Here is a 14,643-nt window from a genome sequence, read left to right on the forward strand (position 1 = left end):
GGGCGTCTCGGTGGGCAGCGCGACAAAGGTCCCGCTCGACTGCTCGCCTGCGATCACGTCCGCGGCAAGATGAGGGTCAACGCCCGTTTCCAGCCAGTAGCTGGCGTAGATGCGTTCGGTCACGGTGGGTTTCATTGATGACAGTTCAGGTGGCAGGAGTCGCAGATTCAATCAGCAAAAGGATCAGGTGATCCGGCGAATGCTCTCAGCGATCTCCTCGCGATCGAAGACGTTCTTCCAGTCGTCGCGCATGAGTCGCGGCTTGCCGAACTCGATCGCCTTGTTGCACGCATCGGAGAACGCCCCCGGGATCTCGTTGAAAATCACCGCGCCCAGAATGTTCATGTGACCGAGCAGGAAATCACGCGCGGCTTGCTCCGGCACGCCGCGCTTGACCGTTTCGTCCATCGCCTCGCGCATCACATAAAGCAGCGTAGCGCAAATCGTCTCGGAGAGCCCCGGCTCCAGAATCGCCATCTGGTCCACCGTCAGGCGATACGAACGCAATATCGGTGCGTAAATCACCTTCGCAACGGCTTCGCCCAGATCGAATGCCTCCTCGGGCCCCTGCATCAACGCGCTCGTAATCGACTGCTTCGCGTACGCGCCACCGAAGAAGTCGCGACGCGCCTTCGAGTCCGCTTCGTCATTGAAGATCAGCGGATGGCAGGGGTGCGCGACAAAATAGGTCAGATCCTTGCGATCCGGCAGGTGGCCTGCAAAAGGCGCGGCGGCATCCAGCGTCATCACCATCGTCCCCGGGCGCAGCTTCGGCGCGATTTCGTGGCTCAGCTTGCCGATCAGCGTGTCGGGAACCGCCAGGATGACCACGTCCGCACCGTCGATCGCGACGTCGGCCGAAACGCATTCGATACCGAGTTCATCTTTCAGGCGCTTCTGGCCAGCGGCACCCGGTTCGACGTGCGAAACACGATAGTCCGACTTCAGCAGGTTACTGGACAGGCGCACGCCCATCTTTCCGCCTGCGCCAAACAACGCAATCTTCTCTTTCATCTCAAACGCTCCTTCAAGAACAATCCACGTGCGGGGGGAAATCACGGTGGATCAAGGGAAATCACGCGCGGCCCTGCAGGTGCATGCGAGACGGCTTGCGTGCCTCGCGACCCATCGCAAATGCAAGTCCTGCTGACATGAACATCATCGCGCCGACGATGAACATGGATAGCTGATACGAGCCGGTCATGTCTTTGGCGATACCCGTGATATACGGCGCGACGAAGCCGGCCAGATTGCCAACCGTATTGATCAACGCTATGCCGGCGGCGGCCGCGGCACCGGAGAGGAATCGCCCAGGCAACGCCCAGAAGTTCGGCAACGCCGAAAAGACTGCACAGGCGGTCACTGTCACAACGGCCATGCTCGCTGCCGGAGAATTCATCTGGAGTGCCAATGGAACACTCAATGCACCGATCAGTGAAGGGACGGCGATATGCCACCGGCGCACGCCGCGTCGGGTTGCATCCCGACTCCAGAGAAGCAGCGCGATGGCGGCAGGAAAGTACGGGATCGCAGTAATCAATCCCTTCTGAAGCACATTGAAGTGCGTGCCGAAACGAGCCTCGAATCCGCCGATGATCGTCGGAAGGAAAAACGCCAGAGCGTAAAGCCCGTACACCAGCCCGAAATACACGAGTGCAAGTTTCCACACCTGAGCGCTCATCAAGGCGGCGCGGACGTTACCGACATGTGTGCCGCTAGCAGAGGACTTCGCACGCTCCTCTTCTTCGAGCTTGCCGCAGAGCCAGGTTCGCTCGGCGGCGGTAAGCCACTTCGCCTGAGCAGGGGTGTCGGTCAGGTAGAACCATGCGACGACGCCAATCAGGATGGCGGGAATGGCGACACCGAAAAACATGATTCGCCATCCGGCCAAACCAAAGAGGCCATTGGCGTTGATCAGCCAGGCGGCGGCCGGCGCGCCAATCACGATCGTGAGCGGTTGCGCGACATAGAAAAGCGCAAGGATTCGACTGCGATGCTTCGCGGGCACCCACATGCTCAAGAAGAGGATGGCCCCGGGAAAGAAGCCCGCTTCACACACCCCTAGCAGGAATCGCAGCGTATACAGGCCGCCAACCGAACTCACCCACGTGAACAAGAGTGCAACGACACCCCACGTCACCATAATTCTCGCTAGCCACCGGCGAGCACCAAACCTGTGAAGGGCGAGATTACTGGGAATCTCAAGAACGATATAGCCGATGAAGAAAATGCCCGCCGCCAGCCCGAACTGCGCTGCCGACAGGCCGAGATCCTTCGCCATCCCATTCGGACCTGCAAACGAAATCGCCGTGCGGTCCAGGAAGTTGATGAAGAACATCAGGGCGACGAAGGGAACGAGCCGCCAAACGACCTTCCGAATGGCCGACTGCTCGATTTCCTCGGATTCTGCTGCCATGTTCATTCCGCCGCCTCCGCTCGATCTCGTCTTGGTATAGTCATTAGACCAGTCGACAGAAACGGAAAGAACTAGCGTTTACGTGCAAACTGTATGAGTTTTTCTCACAGCCCAGTGCGGTCTTTTCCGGCCCTGCAGGGCCGCGTCACACCGAGGCTGAATCGAGCAGGCAGGGGCAGGCGCGCCCGGAATACCGGACGCTCAGTCGCCAGTGAGATACGTGGGGTGTTTTAGCCGAGCGTGACTTTTCGGGAAATGCGCCGGGCGCACGTAGCCCCGGTCACGCCGAATGTTGCCCGTGCGTCCGGTAGAGTTCGTTGGCGCGCGTGAGGTGCGCGCGCATCGCCGCTTCGGCAGCGTCGCCGTCGTGGGCGGCAATGGCATCGACAATGCGTTGATGCTCGGTGAGCGTCAGTTCTTCGACGCCGGGCGCGCGCACGAGCGGCTGGTAGTACTCGCCGGCCCAGCGGAACAACGACTCCACGATAGAAGGGAAAATCGGATTGCCGCTGATCTTTGCGATCTCGCGGTGAAAGGCCATGTCGCGCTCGATGAATTCCGCGAGGTCGACCATGGAAGCGCGATGCTGCGCAATGCTCAACTGAAGCCGCGCGACGTCCTCTTCGGTTGCCCGCTCGGCCGCCATGCGCGCCGTGCCGGTTTCGAGGAAGAGCCGCGCATGCTTGAGGTGTTCGAGCATGTCGGGCTGCGTGCGCAAAAGATGCAGCGCGCCGCCGGCAATCTGCGCAATCAGGCGGTCGGCGGTGGGCACCACCACACGGGCGCGCTCGCCATGCACGATTTCGACGATGCCCGAGCGCTCCAGCGCCTGCAACGCCTCGCGCACCGCGGGCCGGCCCACCCCGTAGATCTCCATCAATTCGCGCTCCGACGGCAATTGCTCGCCGGGCGCGATTTCGCCGGAACGGATGCGTTCCATGAGCCGATCGACGACTTCCTGGTATAGCTTGCGACGTGGAATGATCTCGCCCATTGCACTGATGCTGTAAACGTCTGGTGTAATGACAATACCACACACGGCCGTCACCGCCAAAATGCGCGCTCAGGTAATGCGGCGGATGCTCTCGGCAATCTCGGCGCGATCGAACACGCCCTTCCAGTCCTCGCGCATGAGGCGCGGCTTGCCGAATTCGATCGCCTTGTTGCACGCGTCGGAGAACGCGCCCGGAATCTCGTTGAAGATCACAGCGCTCAGGATGTTCATGTGCCCCAGCAGGAAGTCGCGCGCGGCCTCCTTGGGCACGCCGCGTTTGACGGTTTCGTCCATCGCCTCGCGCATCACGTAGAGCAGCGTCGCGCAGACCGTTTCGGAAAGCCCCGGCTCGAGCAACGCCATCTGGTCCACGCTCAGCCGGTACGAGTGCAGGATCGGTGCATAGATCGTTTTCGCCACGTCCTCGCCCAGATCGAACGCCGCATCGGGGCCCTGCATCAACGCGCTCGTGATCGACTGCTTCGCGTAAGCGCCGCCGAAGAAGTCGCGGTGCGCCTTCGGGTCGGTATCGTAGTTGAAGATCGGCGGATGGCACGGATGCGCAACGAAATACGTGAGATCGGGCCGGTCCGGCAGATGCCCCGCGAACGGCGCGGCGGCGTCGAGCGTCATCACCATTGTGCCGGCCTTCAGCAGGGGCGCGATTTCGTGGCTGAGCTTGCCGATCAGCGTATCGGGCACGGCGAGGATGACGACCTGCGCCCCCTCGAGCGCTGCCTCGACTGGCACGCACTCGATATTCAGCTCGTCTTTGAGGCGCTTGCGGCCCGCCTCGCCGACTTCCACGTGGGCCACGCGGTAGTCCGACTTCTGCAAGTTGCCCGAAAGGCGAAAGCCCATCTTTCCGCCAGCGCCAAACAGTGCAATTTTCTCTTTCATGCTCTGCCTCCTTGCAAGATCCGTGAGCGCAAATTCGACGCCTACGCGCTGCCTGTTCCCGACGCCATGTCGCCCGAAGTCGCGATCACGCACCCGTACGGACGCAGCGAAACCGCCTCGCCGCGCGCGAGCCACCACGGCTCGCATGCGTTTGGCGCAACGCTGAATGTCGATTCGTCAACGCGGGTCGCGCGTAGCGGTGCGTGCGTCGTCAGTGTTTCGTCGAAAGTCAGGCGGACTTCGCACGCCTCGCTCGTCAAATTGGCGAGCACGAGTTCGATGGCCCCGTTAGCGTGGCGCGCAGCGAGGCACACAGCACGGGCGGCATCGCCGTGAACCACGTGCAAGCGCGTGGCGCCAGCCATGCGGGCCAATGCTTTCGCGACATGGAGCAGCGGATACGGCCGCACGCTCACGCCGTGTTCCGCAACGGCCAGGCCCCGCGGACCCGTCAAAGCGCCGAGCGTGAACGTTTCGATCCGCGCGCCTTGAAGCGCCGCTGCATAGCCGGCGAGCCACGCCGCGCCGAATAGCGCGCGCTGGCGCGGGTCGTCAGCGGCCATCGCGATGCGCTCGCCCGCGGGGTTGGGCATCACGCGCGAGCCGTACGGGTTCTGGCGCATGCCGATCGATACGGGCCCGATCGCATAGGGCCGCTCGCCGATCAACGCACGGCAAGTCCGCACAATGTGGGGAATGGCTTCGAGCGTCTGCATGACGCTGCGATCATCTGCGGCATGCACGATCGGACAGGTCGCGTGCGTAACCCAATCGACCATCTCCAGCGGCGGGCGCTTGCGGTTGAGTTCCGTGAAATAGCTCAGCATGCCGCCGCCCAGACGCAAGCGTGGAAACGCACGCCGCGCCTCGCGATAAACCTCGTCGAGTGCGGGACATGGCGGGCTGACGCTGCCAGGCGGGTTCGACTGCCGATGCACCGAAGGACTCACGACGATGCCCGTCAGCGCGAGTCCGGCCTCGTCGATCTGGGTAGCCAGTTGCGAGAGCTCGGTGCGCGGCGCCTCGACGCCGGGCAACGCAAACTCCAGCACCGCGGGCAAGCCGCTTTCGCGCTGCAGCCGTGCAAAGCGTTCGAGCGCGACGACGCCGTCGCCCGCGAGCGGATCGAAGCTCAGCGTCAATTGCTGCGGCCCGAGTTCGGCTAGCAAGGGCAGATTCGCGAGCGCCGCCTCGGCTTCCTGCGCGGCAATTGCCACGCCAATCGCGGGCATGGTTTCCGGTTGAGCAGAGGAGCCGGCGCCGATTTCGATCTCTAGCACGCGGGTTTCGCGACTCGTTGCGTTGTCCGCGCGCGTTGCGTGGACCGTGTGCCGCGATCGAGCGACGCTCAGCGTCACCGTCTGCGCAAACGCCGCGTCCTTTTCCAGGGTGTACGGCCAAGGCAATGCGAGCGGACGCGAATAGGTCTTGAACGAAGCATCGGACCAGTTGCGCTGGTCTTCCATTTCGAACACGTCGCCCGTGAACGCGCAGCGCACCATCATGCCATTCGACAGATCGTGTTCGATCGACGCGATATCCTTGAACGGCTGCCACGGATCGATCAACGCCGGGAACGTAGCGCTTTCGCGCCCCCCATCGCTGTGCTCCACGCGGGCCGATGCGCCCGCTACGCCATCGATGGGATGCAGCACGCAAAAGCCGCAGCGCGCAGCGAGAAAGTCCGAATGCGCGGTGACGTCGGCGCGAAACGCTAGCGCCCCGTCTGCGGCGCAGTCGATCGAGAGTGAGAACCCGAGCGCGTGTCCGTCCGGATTGACGCAGCGCGCCTCATACGCGACGCGAAAACCGCCCGCTGTCTCCCGGGTGTCGAGGCGTTCCACGACAGGCCGGCAGGTGCCCCAATCCTTGTCGCGCACGAGAAACGAGACGGCGCGGATCACCTCGACGCCATCGTAGCGGATGTCGTACAACGCGCCCTCGATCAGCAGCACCGACCACGGGCCGGCCTCGAGACGGCGCTCCGGCGCGACCGCCTGCGTCGTGCCGTAACACAGAGTGGCCTGCGCTTCGCTCATGACGCCGCCCCTTGCAACTCGCCGGGCACGACGCTACGCCCCTCGCGCGCCGAAAGATAGGTGGCTTCGACGAGTTCGAGCGTGCGCAGGTTGTCTCTGCCGCTCGTGGCCGGCTCGGCGCCGCGCCGCAGGCAATCCACCCAATGCGACTGAATGCTGAACACGCTGCGCTGGATCGCCACCCATTGCTCGCTCGTCCACGCGAGCGCACGCGGCGCGACGTTACGCACTTCGGTGCCAGAGTGCGTATGAATTTGCAGTTGGTAATCGGCGAAGAGTCTCAATGTGCCCTCCGCACCGTCAACCTCGATCAGCGCCTGAGGAAAGAGTTCGCGCGGCAGATGCGTCGCGTAGCTGCAATCCACCACACTACTCATGCCGCTTTCGTGCACAAGCAGGATCGTCGCGACGTCTTCGCCACGAATGGCAGGATTCACGCGAGCGGTCGCCGCGCTCACGCGCGCCACGTCGCCAAACAAAAAGCGCGCGATGTCGAGAATGTGGATGCCGAGATCTTCGACGATGAAACGCTCGCCCTCGGCGAGATAGGGCTGTCCGCTGAAGACATCATAGGCAGAACGAAACGATACGCGTCCCCAGAATGGCTTACCGATTACCCCTTCGCGCAGCGCCCTTCCTACTGCCTGAATCGCGCTTTGCCAGCGAAAATTTTCGTGCACCATGAGCGGGACGCCGGCTTCGCGGCACGCCGCGATCATCGCGTGGGCATCCTCCAGCGTAGACGCAAACGGCTTTTGGCAAATCGTGGCCACGCCGGCCGCCGCCGCAAGCTCCACGAGCGCGCGGTGGCTGGGCACCGTGGTCGCAATATCGACGAAATCGAGGCGCGCTTCGCGCAGCATCGCGGCCGCGTCCGTATAGCGGCGTTCGATGCCGAAGGTGTCGCCCACCTCGTCCAGACGCGCGCGGTTGGCATCGCACAGCGCAACGATTTGTGCGCCCTCGATGTCCTGCCATGCATGCAGATGGTTGAGCGAAAAAAATCCACAGCCAATCAATGCACCCTTGAGGGGCGTATGCGCCTCGCCGTCATGCCCTGTCGTTACGCTCATCGATTACGCCCCCGTTGCAGCCTGTTTCTGCAGCGCGAAGCGTTGCTGCGCGCGCCGCTGGATCTGGTCGACCACCACCGCCGCGACGATCACGACGCCCTTGATCACGGTTTGCCAGAACGAACTCACGCCCATCATCACGAGCCCGTCCGAAAGCATGCCGATCACGAATGCGCCGACGATCGTGCCGCCGATCCTGCCGCGCCCGCCCGACATGGACGTGCCGCCCAGCACGGCCGCAGCGATCGCGTTGAGTTCGAATGTTTCACCGCTCATCGGGTGCGCGGCGACCAGTTCGGAAGCGATGATGAGCCCTACGATCGCCGCGCAAAAGCCGGAAAACATGTAGACAAACATCTTCACGCGGTTCACGCGCACGCCGGAGAGCTGCGCGGCGCGCTCGTTGGCGCCGACTGCGTAAATCTGGCGGCCGAGCGGCGTGCGAGCGGCGAGGTACGCAGCGATCGCGCCGACCACGACCAGCAGCCACACCGTGAGCGGGATACCGAGAATCGTCGCGCTGCCAAGAATGGGAAAGCCGCTCGTGCCATAGGCGGGATTGCCCGTGAGGTTGGGAAAGGTCTCGCCGCCCGAGGACAGCAACGCAGCGCCGCGCGCGATATAGAGCGTACCGAGCGTCGCAATAAAGGGCGCGACATTGAGCCGTGTGATCAGCAAGCCGTTGATGGCGCCCACCAGCACGCCCATGAGCAGCGCCACGCCAATCACAGCGGGTACGCTCAGAAACAGCGTGTAGTCGCTCCCGATGGGAATGCCCTTGAGAATGAGCCCGCCTGCCACCATGCCCGTGAGGCCCACGACCGATCCCACCGAAAGGTCGATGCCGCCCGCGACGATCACGAATGTCATGCCGATCGCGAGGAAAGCATTGAGCGCGACGTGGCGCGACATGATGAGGAGGTTCTCGATGCTCAGGAAGTTGTGGGCGGAGAATGAAAAGAAGACCACGACCGCAAACAGCGCGATGAACGTGCGCAGTTTCAGCAACAGGAGCAGCGGCGCCTCGCTGAAACTTGCTCGCGGTGCCGTGCTCTTGATGGCAAGCGACATGAATGCTCTCCAGATGAATGCAGGCTAAACGTTCGAACCGTAGGCCGTGTGCGTACTCAGGCTGCCGCGCGTGCCGCGGACTGCGAAGGCGCAGTGCGATTCGCGCGGTGTCCGACTGCGGAGGCGGCAACGAGCGCATCCTGGGTCGCGTCGGCTGCCTCGAATTCCGCGGTCACACGGCCATTGGACATGACGAGGATGCGATCCGATAACGCCATCACCTCCTCCAGATCGGACGTGACGAACAGCACACCAAGACCGCGCCCAGCCAGGTCGCGCATGACCTTGAAAATGTCCGCCTTCGCGCCGACGTCGATGCCGCGGCTCGGCTCGTCCATCAACAATACCTTGGGCGTCGTCATCAACGCGCGCGCAATCACGACCTTCTGCTGATTGCCGCCCGAAAGTGAACTGACCGGCAAGCGCCAGTCGGCGACCTTGATCGCGAGATCGCGAATGTACTCGAGCACGGAGCGCTGCTCGCGCCGCGTATCGATATGAAAGCCGCGCGCGTAGGCCGCGAGACTCGAAAGCGTCATGTTCTCGCCAATCGACATGATGGGCAGCAGCGCGTCAGCCTTGCGGTCCTCGGGAATGAGCGCGATGCCTTGCGCCACGCGCGCCGCGATGGGCTTGCCGTTGAGCGGCTTGCCGCCGAGCATCACGTCGCCGGTTGCGAGAGAATGCGCGCCCAGGATGCACTCGAACAACTCGGAGCGCCCCGCCCCCATCAGCCCGTAAATGCCCACGATCTCGCCGGCGTGCAGCGAGAGCGAAACGTGGTCCACGAGCAGCCCGCTGCCTTTGCGCGGCAACGTCACGTCGCGCAGCGTCAGCACCTCGGCGCCGCGCGTATGCCCTACTGGGCGCGAGAAGTCTTTCGTTTCGCGGCCCACCATCTGGCGCACGATCCACGGCACGTCGATCTGCGCCATCGGCTGCTGGCCGGTAATGAGGCCGTCGCGCAGCACCGTGATGTAGTCGCCTATCCTGACCAGTTCTTCGAGCCGGTGCGAGATGTAGACGATCGACACGCCCTGCGCCTTCAGTTCGGCGATCACGCGAAAGAGCACCTCCACTTCCGCCGCGCTGAGCGCCGAGGTCGGTTCGTCGAGGATCAGCACGCGCGCGTCGTACGCGAGCGCCTTCGCGATTTCCACGAGTTGCTGCTGGCCGATGCGCAGGTCTTCGACCAGCGTGTCGGGGCTCAGATCGAGTTCGAGCCGTGCTAGCAGTGCGCACACCTTTTCGCGCTGTGCGTCGGCGTCGATGTCGAACCCAGCGCGCGTGATTTCGTGCGCGATGAAAATGTTCTCGGCAATCGTGAGATTCGGAAAGAGATTGAGCTCCTGAAACACGATGCCAATGCCGTGACGCTGGGCCTCGGCGCTGCTGCCCAGTTCGATGGGCTGGCCGTCGAGCGTGAGGTGTCCGCTGGTTGGCTGCTCTGCGCCCGCGATGATCTTCATGAGCGTGGATTTGCCCGCGCCGTTTTCCCCGACCAGCACGTTCACGGCGCCGCGCCGTACCGAGAAGTTCACGCCCTTTAGCGCCACCGTGCCCGGATAGACCTTGGTCACGCCCTCGACCTGGAGGATGACATCGGCATTGGCCACATCGGTCATGACTTGCCCCCCACGGTGACGGCCAACGGCACGATTTCCGGCTGATCGCTCGACGAGTCATACGAGAACGCGCCCGTCACGCTAATCGGCTTGCCCTTGAGGTCGTTGCGCAGCAACGGTTTCATCACGTGATTGGCAGCGTAGGCGTTGAGTGCCGTGCCGAACTGCGCGTACTCGATCTGGTTGCGGAAGTTGCTGAACGAGATGAAGTCGAGCGAATCGCGCAGCGTGGTGCCAAGCACCGTCGGGCCGATATCGACAATCACGGCGGCCTGCCCGCTGCCGTCCACGTCCACGCCCACGGTGCCCTGGCTCGACTGCGTGTCCACTTCGACGATGGTTCCGTGCAGCGTGGTGGGAAAATTCCACGGCGCGCCATCGTCCTTGCCGCGGTAGCCGTATTTGTGGCCCGCGGCGTCGGGGTCTGCCTTGATCGCGTCGCGCAGCGTGCGGTAATCCACAGCGCGCTTTTCAATGTCGGGCACGATCTTCGCACTCCACATCGACGCCACCATGGCGTTCGGATCGTAGCCCGCCGAGGCATAGTTGTCGTGCGAACCGCCTGAAGTCTGCAGATCGCTGTTCTTCACCAGCTTGCAGCCGTGAAGCACGCCACCCAGGACGACGGCCACGACCGCGATCGACACGTACCGAAGCACTCCCATGAATCTCCTCATCTGGCTGCCGGTGTCACTGCGGAACTCACTGCGGGAAGACGTGCGGGGCGCGCCGCGCCCCCCACGTCCATCGTCCTCGTTCAGCGCAAGGCGAACATGTCGAGCTTGGCGGCGTTGTTCTTCGTAATGAGCGAGCAGTTGATCAACTGCTTTTCCGGCTTGCCCGTCGAGCCTGTCTTCAGATATTTGTCAGCCTGATCGACCGCGTCTGTGGCCGCCTCGGCCGCAGGTTGCAACACCGTGGCGCGAATGTCGCCGCGCTTGATTGCATCGCGCACGTCGTTGCTGCCGTCAAAGCCGACAACGATGATGTCGTTGCGTTTGGCCGCCTTGAGCGCGGCCGACGCGCCCATGGCCATCGTGTCGTTGCCCGCAATGACGCCCTTGATATCGGGATGGCTCTGGAGGATCGATTCCATCACCGTATAGGCTTCCGTCTGGCTCCAGTTCGCCGACTGGCGCTCGACCATCTTCATGTTGGAGAACTGGTCGATCACATCGTGATAGCCCTTCGAGCGAATGCCCGCATTGATATCCGATTCGCGCCCTACCAGCTCCACGTAGTTGCCCTTTTCGCCCATCGCCTTGACGAACGCGCGCGCGCCGAGTTGCGCGCCCTGATAGTTGTTCGAAACGATCTGCGAAACGGCAATGCCTGTCGCGTTGATTTCGCGGTCGATGAGGAACGCGGGAATGTGCGCGTCCTTGGCCTTCTGGACCGCGGCGACGGACGCCTCGGACCCTGCATTGTCGAGAATGATGGCTTTCGCGCCGCGTGCGATGGCGGTGTCGATCAGTTGGGATTGCTTGGTGGCGTCGTCGTCGTGGACGAGCACGATCGTGTCGTAGCCGAGCGCCTTGGCGCGAGCATTCGCCGTGTCGGCTTCCGCCTTGAAGAAGGGATTGTCGTGAGAGGGGGTGATGATGGCGATGAGATTCGCCGCCTGCGCGACGCCCGCCGTGCCGAGAACCGCAAATGACATCAACGTCGACGCAAGCCAACGCTTGTGTGCCTTCATGGTGCTGTCTCCTGTCTGGTTAAACGCCTGTGCCTGACTACAACCAGTCGACGGTCGTGACTGATTTGACTACTCGTCACTTATGCCGTCATGATGTCATCATACCAGTTAGCTTGCGGACCGCTACCTTTTTACATCCAGGGTTTTCGAGCATCGGGCGGGCGGCCGCTACCGTCTCATTGCACGTCTCGTGCGTGACCTTGGGCGCAACGCCTATCTCATGCTGAGGAACCACGGCCTTCTGACGGTCGGCGCCCCGCCGCAGCCTTTCCGCATCGGAAAGCACGCTTCACGCATCCTCAATTTTCGTGCTCGCGAAAATCTCCCACACTTTGCATCACGCTCAATCCGTACCGTTCGTATGGAGACGCCCCCCGACCGCGGCTCATGGCGCGGCATCAAAAATACAGGAGACAGCATGAACAGCCATCCTCTGGACCTCGGCGGCAGCACGCCAGGCGAAGCGCCACGCCGCCCGCTAACCGCGCAAGCCCCGCTTCAAAGCCCTCAAGGCGTCACGCTCGGCAGCTTCATGGACGACATGCCCGTGGGCGCGCTGCACCGCTTCGTGGTGTGGGTGATCGGCATCGGCCTTTTCTTCGACATGTACGAGATCTTCCTCGTCAGCTCGATTGGCTCTGCGCTGCAAAACGAATACGGACTCGACGCACATAGCCTCGCGTTCAAGCTCCTGCTCGCCTCGGCCTTCATCGGCATGTTCTTCGGCTCGCTCTTCCTCGGCAGTCTCGCCGACCGCATCGGCCGGCGGCGCGCCTTTCTGTTCACGCTCGTGTGGTACAGCGCCTTCTCGCTGCTCGCCGCATTCTCGGTGGACGCCACCATGCTCGTGGTCTGCCGCTTTCTGACCGGCGTGGGCGTCGGCGCGATCTACCCGGTGGCCGATAGTTTCCTTTCGGAGATCCTGCCGAAGGAAAAGCGCGGACGGATGGCCGCATGGGCCTATACGACCTCGTATGTCGCGGTGCCGCTGGTGGGCTTCCTCGCGGTTTGGCTCAACCCGATCCATCTCGGCGGCATTGCGGGATGGCGCATCATTCTCGCGATCGGCAGCCTGGGCGCGCTATTCGTGCTCGCCGTGCAGCATCGCGTGCCGGAGAGCCCGCGCTGGCTGCTCGCGCAAGGCCGCACCGACGAAGCCTATGCCATGCTGGGCCGTTTCGCGCAAAGCGCGGGAACGCCGATGCCACCGCGCTTTACCGAACCGCAAACGCGCCAGCACCCGCTGCGCCTCTCCGAGCGCATTGCCGTGCTGCGGCGCGCACCCTATGACAAGCGCTATGTCATGCTCGTCGTGTTTCACCTGTTCCAGGCTTTCGGCTACTACGGCTTCGGCACGCTTGCGGGCGTGGTCGTGAAAAGCCGCGGCATCGACGTGACGGGCAGCACGCTCTTCGTCGCCCTCTCGTTTCTCGGCTACCCGATCGGATCGCTGCTCTCCATTCCCCTGCTCAACTGGATCGAACGCCGCACGCTCGTGATCGCTTCGCTCATCTCCATTGCGATTTTTGGCCTTGGCTTCGCGTATTCCGGCCAGGCTGCGCTGATCGTTTGCTTCGGCGTGCTGACGACCTGTGCGTCGAATGTGTTCAGCAACGCTTACCACGTGTACCAGGCCGAGATTTTCCCGGCCAGCGTGCGCTCGACGGCCATCGGCAGCACGTATTCGCTCTCGCGCATCATGAGCAGCGCCCTGCCGTTCATTCTGTTGCCGGTGCTCACGCAGCATGGCCCGCTCGCGATGTTCGGCGTGATCTCCCTCGCGCTGGCCATCGTCGCCGTGACCCTGCGTGCGCTCGGGCCGCTCACGACGCGCCGCAGCCAGGACGAGATCAATCCGGTCTGAGCGTCCCGGGATCATCGGGGCGGCGCCCGCTTCATGCGGGGCCGCCCCGGTTTTCATTGCGCCGCGCGAGCGGACATATAGTCGAACAGGCTCACGATGTCCGAACTGGGCGCGCTATCTGCCTTCATCCCGATCCACAGCGTGCGCGTGGCCCACGTGTCCGCCAGCTTCACCTTGACGACGCCGGCCTTGCCGCGCTCGTCGCTCACCGCGTCGCGCGGCAGCACGCCGATACCGAGCCCCGCTTCGATCATGCGGAACACGCCGTCGAAGTTCGAGGCCTGAATGCGCAGCTTCAGCGATCGCTCGATGGCGAACGCCGCGTCCGTCATGCGCGCGAGCAGCGAACTGCCATCGCTCAAGCCCACGTAGTCTTCGTCGAGCGTATCCGCGAAACGGATCACGTCGAGTTGCGCAAACCGGTGACTGCGCGGCACGAGCAGCACGAGTTCGTCGCGGCGATAGAGCCGCCGCTCGATGCCGGGCGCGGGCACGTTGTCGGCGAACACGCCGAGGTCGGCCTTGCCTGCGCCGAGCGCTTCGACGATCTCGTGGCTCAACCGCTCTTCGAGACTCACCTTGATGCCCGGATGCTCGTTCAGGAAGCACGCGAGATCGACGGGCAGAAACTGGACGATCGCCGATGTATTCGCCCACATGCGCACGTGGCCGCGAACGCCCGCGGCGTAATCGCTCATTTCGGTGGCCATGCGGTTGACCTGATCGACCACGCGCGTGGCGTGCTGCAGCAGCGCATGCCCCGCGGGCGTGAGATCCACGCCGCGCGCGCGACGGATGAACAAGGCGCAGTCGGTCACGCTTTCGAGCTCGGCAATGCGCTTGCTGACGGCCGAAAGCGTGAGCTGACCGTGCTCGGCGGCCTTGGTGAGACTGCCATGTTCCGCAACGAGCAGAAAGACCCGCAGCGACTGCAGATCGAAATGAAGTGGATTGACCATGATAAA

Annotated in this window: 12 protein-coding genes and 1 pseudogene; 1 reads left to right on the forward strand and 12 read right to left on the reverse strand. The window is 63.2% G+C overall.

Annotation, left to right across the window (positions count from 1 at the left end; genetic code table 11):
* The 11 genes and pseudogenes from VSR72_RS42515 to VSR72_RS42565 all read right to left on the reverse strand — a co-directional run.
* Nucleotides 1-135: pseudogene (locus VSR72_RS42515) on the reverse strand (ribulose 1,5-bisphosphate carboxylase); the annotation flags it as partial.
* A gap of 48 nt (nt 136-183) precedes the next feature.
* The gene (locus VSR72_RS42520) at nt 184-1,014 is read right to left on the reverse strand and encodes a phosphogluconate dehydrogenase C-terminal domain-containing protein (RefSeq protein WP_342958163.1); all 831 of its coding nucleotides are present in this window, start codon (nt 1,012-1,014) and stop codon (nt 184-186) included.
* Between the two features lie 61 nt (nt 1,015-1,075).
* A complete protein-coding gene (locus VSR72_RS42525) occupies nt 1,076-2,422 on the reverse strand; it encodes an MFS transporter (RefSeq protein ID WP_342958164.1) in 1,347 nt (448 codons plus the stop codon).
* A 274-nt stretch (nt 2,423-2,696) separates the two neighbouring features.
* Complete coding sequence (locus VSR72_RS42530; protein WP_342958165.1) at nt 2,697-3,410, reverse strand: transcriptional regulator NanR; 714 nt, start codon at nt 3,408-3,410, stop codon at nt 2,697-2,699.
* A 69-nt stretch (nt 3,411-3,479) separates the two neighbouring features.
* Nucleotides 3,480-4,310, reverse strand: coding sequence for a phosphogluconate dehydrogenase C-terminal domain-containing protein (locus tag VSR72_RS42535; RefSeq protein ID WP_342958166.1), 831 nt, complete (start codon nt 4,308-4,310; stop codon nt 3,480-3,482).
* Nucleotides 4,311-4,351: 41 nt separating this feature from the next.
* Nucleotides 4,352-6,349 carry a hypothetical protein gene (locus VSR72_RS42540; protein WP_342958167.1) on the reverse strand — a complete coding sequence of 666 codons (1,998 nt, stop codon included), beginning with the start codon at nt 6,347-6,349 and terminating at the stop codon, nt 4,352-4,354.
* The gene (locus VSR72_RS42545) at nt 6,346-7,422 is read right to left on the reverse strand and encodes a Gfo/Idh/MocA family oxidoreductase (RefSeq protein ID WP_342958168.1); all 1,077 of its coding nucleotides are present in this window, start codon (nt 7,420-7,422) and stop codon (nt 6,346-6,348) included. The genes VSR72_RS42540 and VSR72_RS42545 overlap by 4 nt, the downstream gene beginning before the upstream one ends.
* A 3-nt stretch (nt 7,423-7,425) precedes the next feature.
* A complete protein-coding gene (locus VSR72_RS42550) occupies nt 7,426-8,493 on the reverse strand; it encodes an ABC transporter permease (RefSeq protein ID WP_342958169.1) in 1,068 nt (355 codons plus the stop codon).
* Nucleotides 8,494-8,549: 56 nt separating this feature from the next.
* The gene (locus tag VSR72_RS42555; RefSeq protein WP_342958170.1) at nt 8,550-10,118 is read right to left on the reverse strand and encodes a sugar ABC transporter ATP-binding protein; all 1,569 of its coding nucleotides are present in this window, start codon (nt 10,116-10,118) and stop codon (nt 8,550-8,552) included.
* Nucleotides 10,115-10,783: a DUF2291 domain-containing protein gene (locus VSR72_RS42560; protein ID WP_342958171.1), complete on the reverse strand. Its 669-nt coding sequence runs from the start codon at nt 10,781-10,783 to the stop codon at nt 10,115-10,117. The genes VSR72_RS42555 and VSR72_RS42560 overlap by 4 nt, the downstream gene beginning before the upstream one ends.
* Nucleotides 10,784-10,875: 92 nt before the next feature.
* On the reverse strand, nt 10,876-11,814 hold the full coding sequence (locus tag VSR72_RS42565; RefSeq protein WP_342958172.1) for a D-ribose ABC transporter substrate-binding protein: 939 nt from the start codon (nt 11,812-11,814) through the stop codon (nt 10,876-10,878).
* Between the two features lie 418 nt (nt 11,815-12,232).
* Between VSR72_RS42565 and VSR72_RS42570 the strand changes: the two genes are divergently transcribed.
* On the forward strand, nt 12,233-13,678 hold the full coding sequence (locus VSR72_RS42570; RefSeq protein WP_342958173.1) for an MFS transporter: 1,446 nt from the start codon (nt 12,233-12,235) through the stop codon (nt 13,676-13,678).
* A gap of 53 nt (nt 13,679-13,731) precedes the next feature.
* Here the strand turns inward: VSR72_RS42570 and VSR72_RS42575 are convergent, their stop codons facing one another.
* Nucleotides 13,732-14,637 carry a LysR family transcriptional regulator gene (locus tag VSR72_RS42575; protein WP_342958174.1) on the reverse strand — a complete coding sequence of 302 codons (906 nt, stop codon included), beginning with the start codon at nt 14,635-14,637 and terminating at the stop codon, nt 13,732-13,734.
* Nucleotides 14,638-14,643: the final 6 nt, after the last annotated feature.

It is taken from the genome of Paraburkholderia sp. JHI869 (genome assembly GCF_038900775.1).
Lineage (GTDB): Bacteria > Pseudomonadota > Gammaproteobacteria > Burkholderiales > Burkholderiaceae > Paraburkholderia.

Excerpts from the sequence above, each read along its gene's own strand:
- VSR72_RS42520 (WP_342958163.1), bottom strand. The coding sequence starts at position 1,014 with ATGAAAGAGAAGATTGCGTTGTTTGGCGCAGGCGGAAAGATGGGCGTG.
- VSR72_RS42525 (WP_342958164.1), bottom strand. The coding sequence starts at position 2,422 with ATGAACATGGCAGCAGAATCCGAGGAAATCGAGCAGTCGGCCATTCGG.
- VSR72_RS42530 (WP_342958165.1), bottom strand. The coding sequence starts at position 3,410 with ATGGGCGAGATCATTCCACGTCGCAAGCTATACCAGGAAGTCGTCGAT.
- VSR72_RS42535 (WP_342958166.1), bottom strand. The coding sequence starts at position 4,310 with ATGAAAGAGAAAATTGCACTGTTTGGCGCTGGCGGAAAGATGGGCTTT.
- VSR72_RS42540 (WP_342958167.1), bottom strand. The coding sequence starts at position 6,349 with ATGAGCGAAGCGCAGGCCACTCTGTGTTACGGCACGACGCAGGCGGTC.
- VSR72_RS42545 (WP_342958168.1), bottom strand. The coding sequence starts at position 7,422 with ATGAGCGTAACGACAGGGCATGACGGCGAGGCGCATACGCCCCTCAAG.
- VSR72_RS42550 (WP_342958169.1), bottom strand. The coding sequence starts at position 8,493 with ATGTCGCTTGCCATCAAGAGCACGGCACCGCGAGCAAGTTTCAGCGAG.
- VSR72_RS42555 (WP_342958170.1), bottom strand. The coding sequence starts at position 10,118 with ATGACCGATGTGGCCAATGCCGATGTCATCCTCCAGGTCGAGGGCGTG.
- VSR72_RS42560 (WP_342958171.1), bottom strand. The coding sequence starts at position 10,783 with ATGGGAGTGCTTCGGTACGTGTCGATCGCGGTCGTGGCCGTCGTCCTG.
- VSR72_RS42565 (WP_342958172.1), bottom strand. The coding sequence starts at position 11,814 with ATGAAGGCACACAAGCGTTGGCTTGCGTCGACGTTGATGTCATTTGCG.
- VSR72_RS42570 (WP_342958173.1), top strand. The coding sequence starts at position 12,233 with ATGAACAGCCATCCTCTGGACCTCGGCGGCAGCACGCCAGGCGAAGCG.
- VSR72_RS42575 (WP_342958174.1), bottom strand. The coding sequence starts at position 14,637 with ATGGTCAATCCACTTCATTTCGATCTGCAGTCGCTGCGGGTCTTTCTG.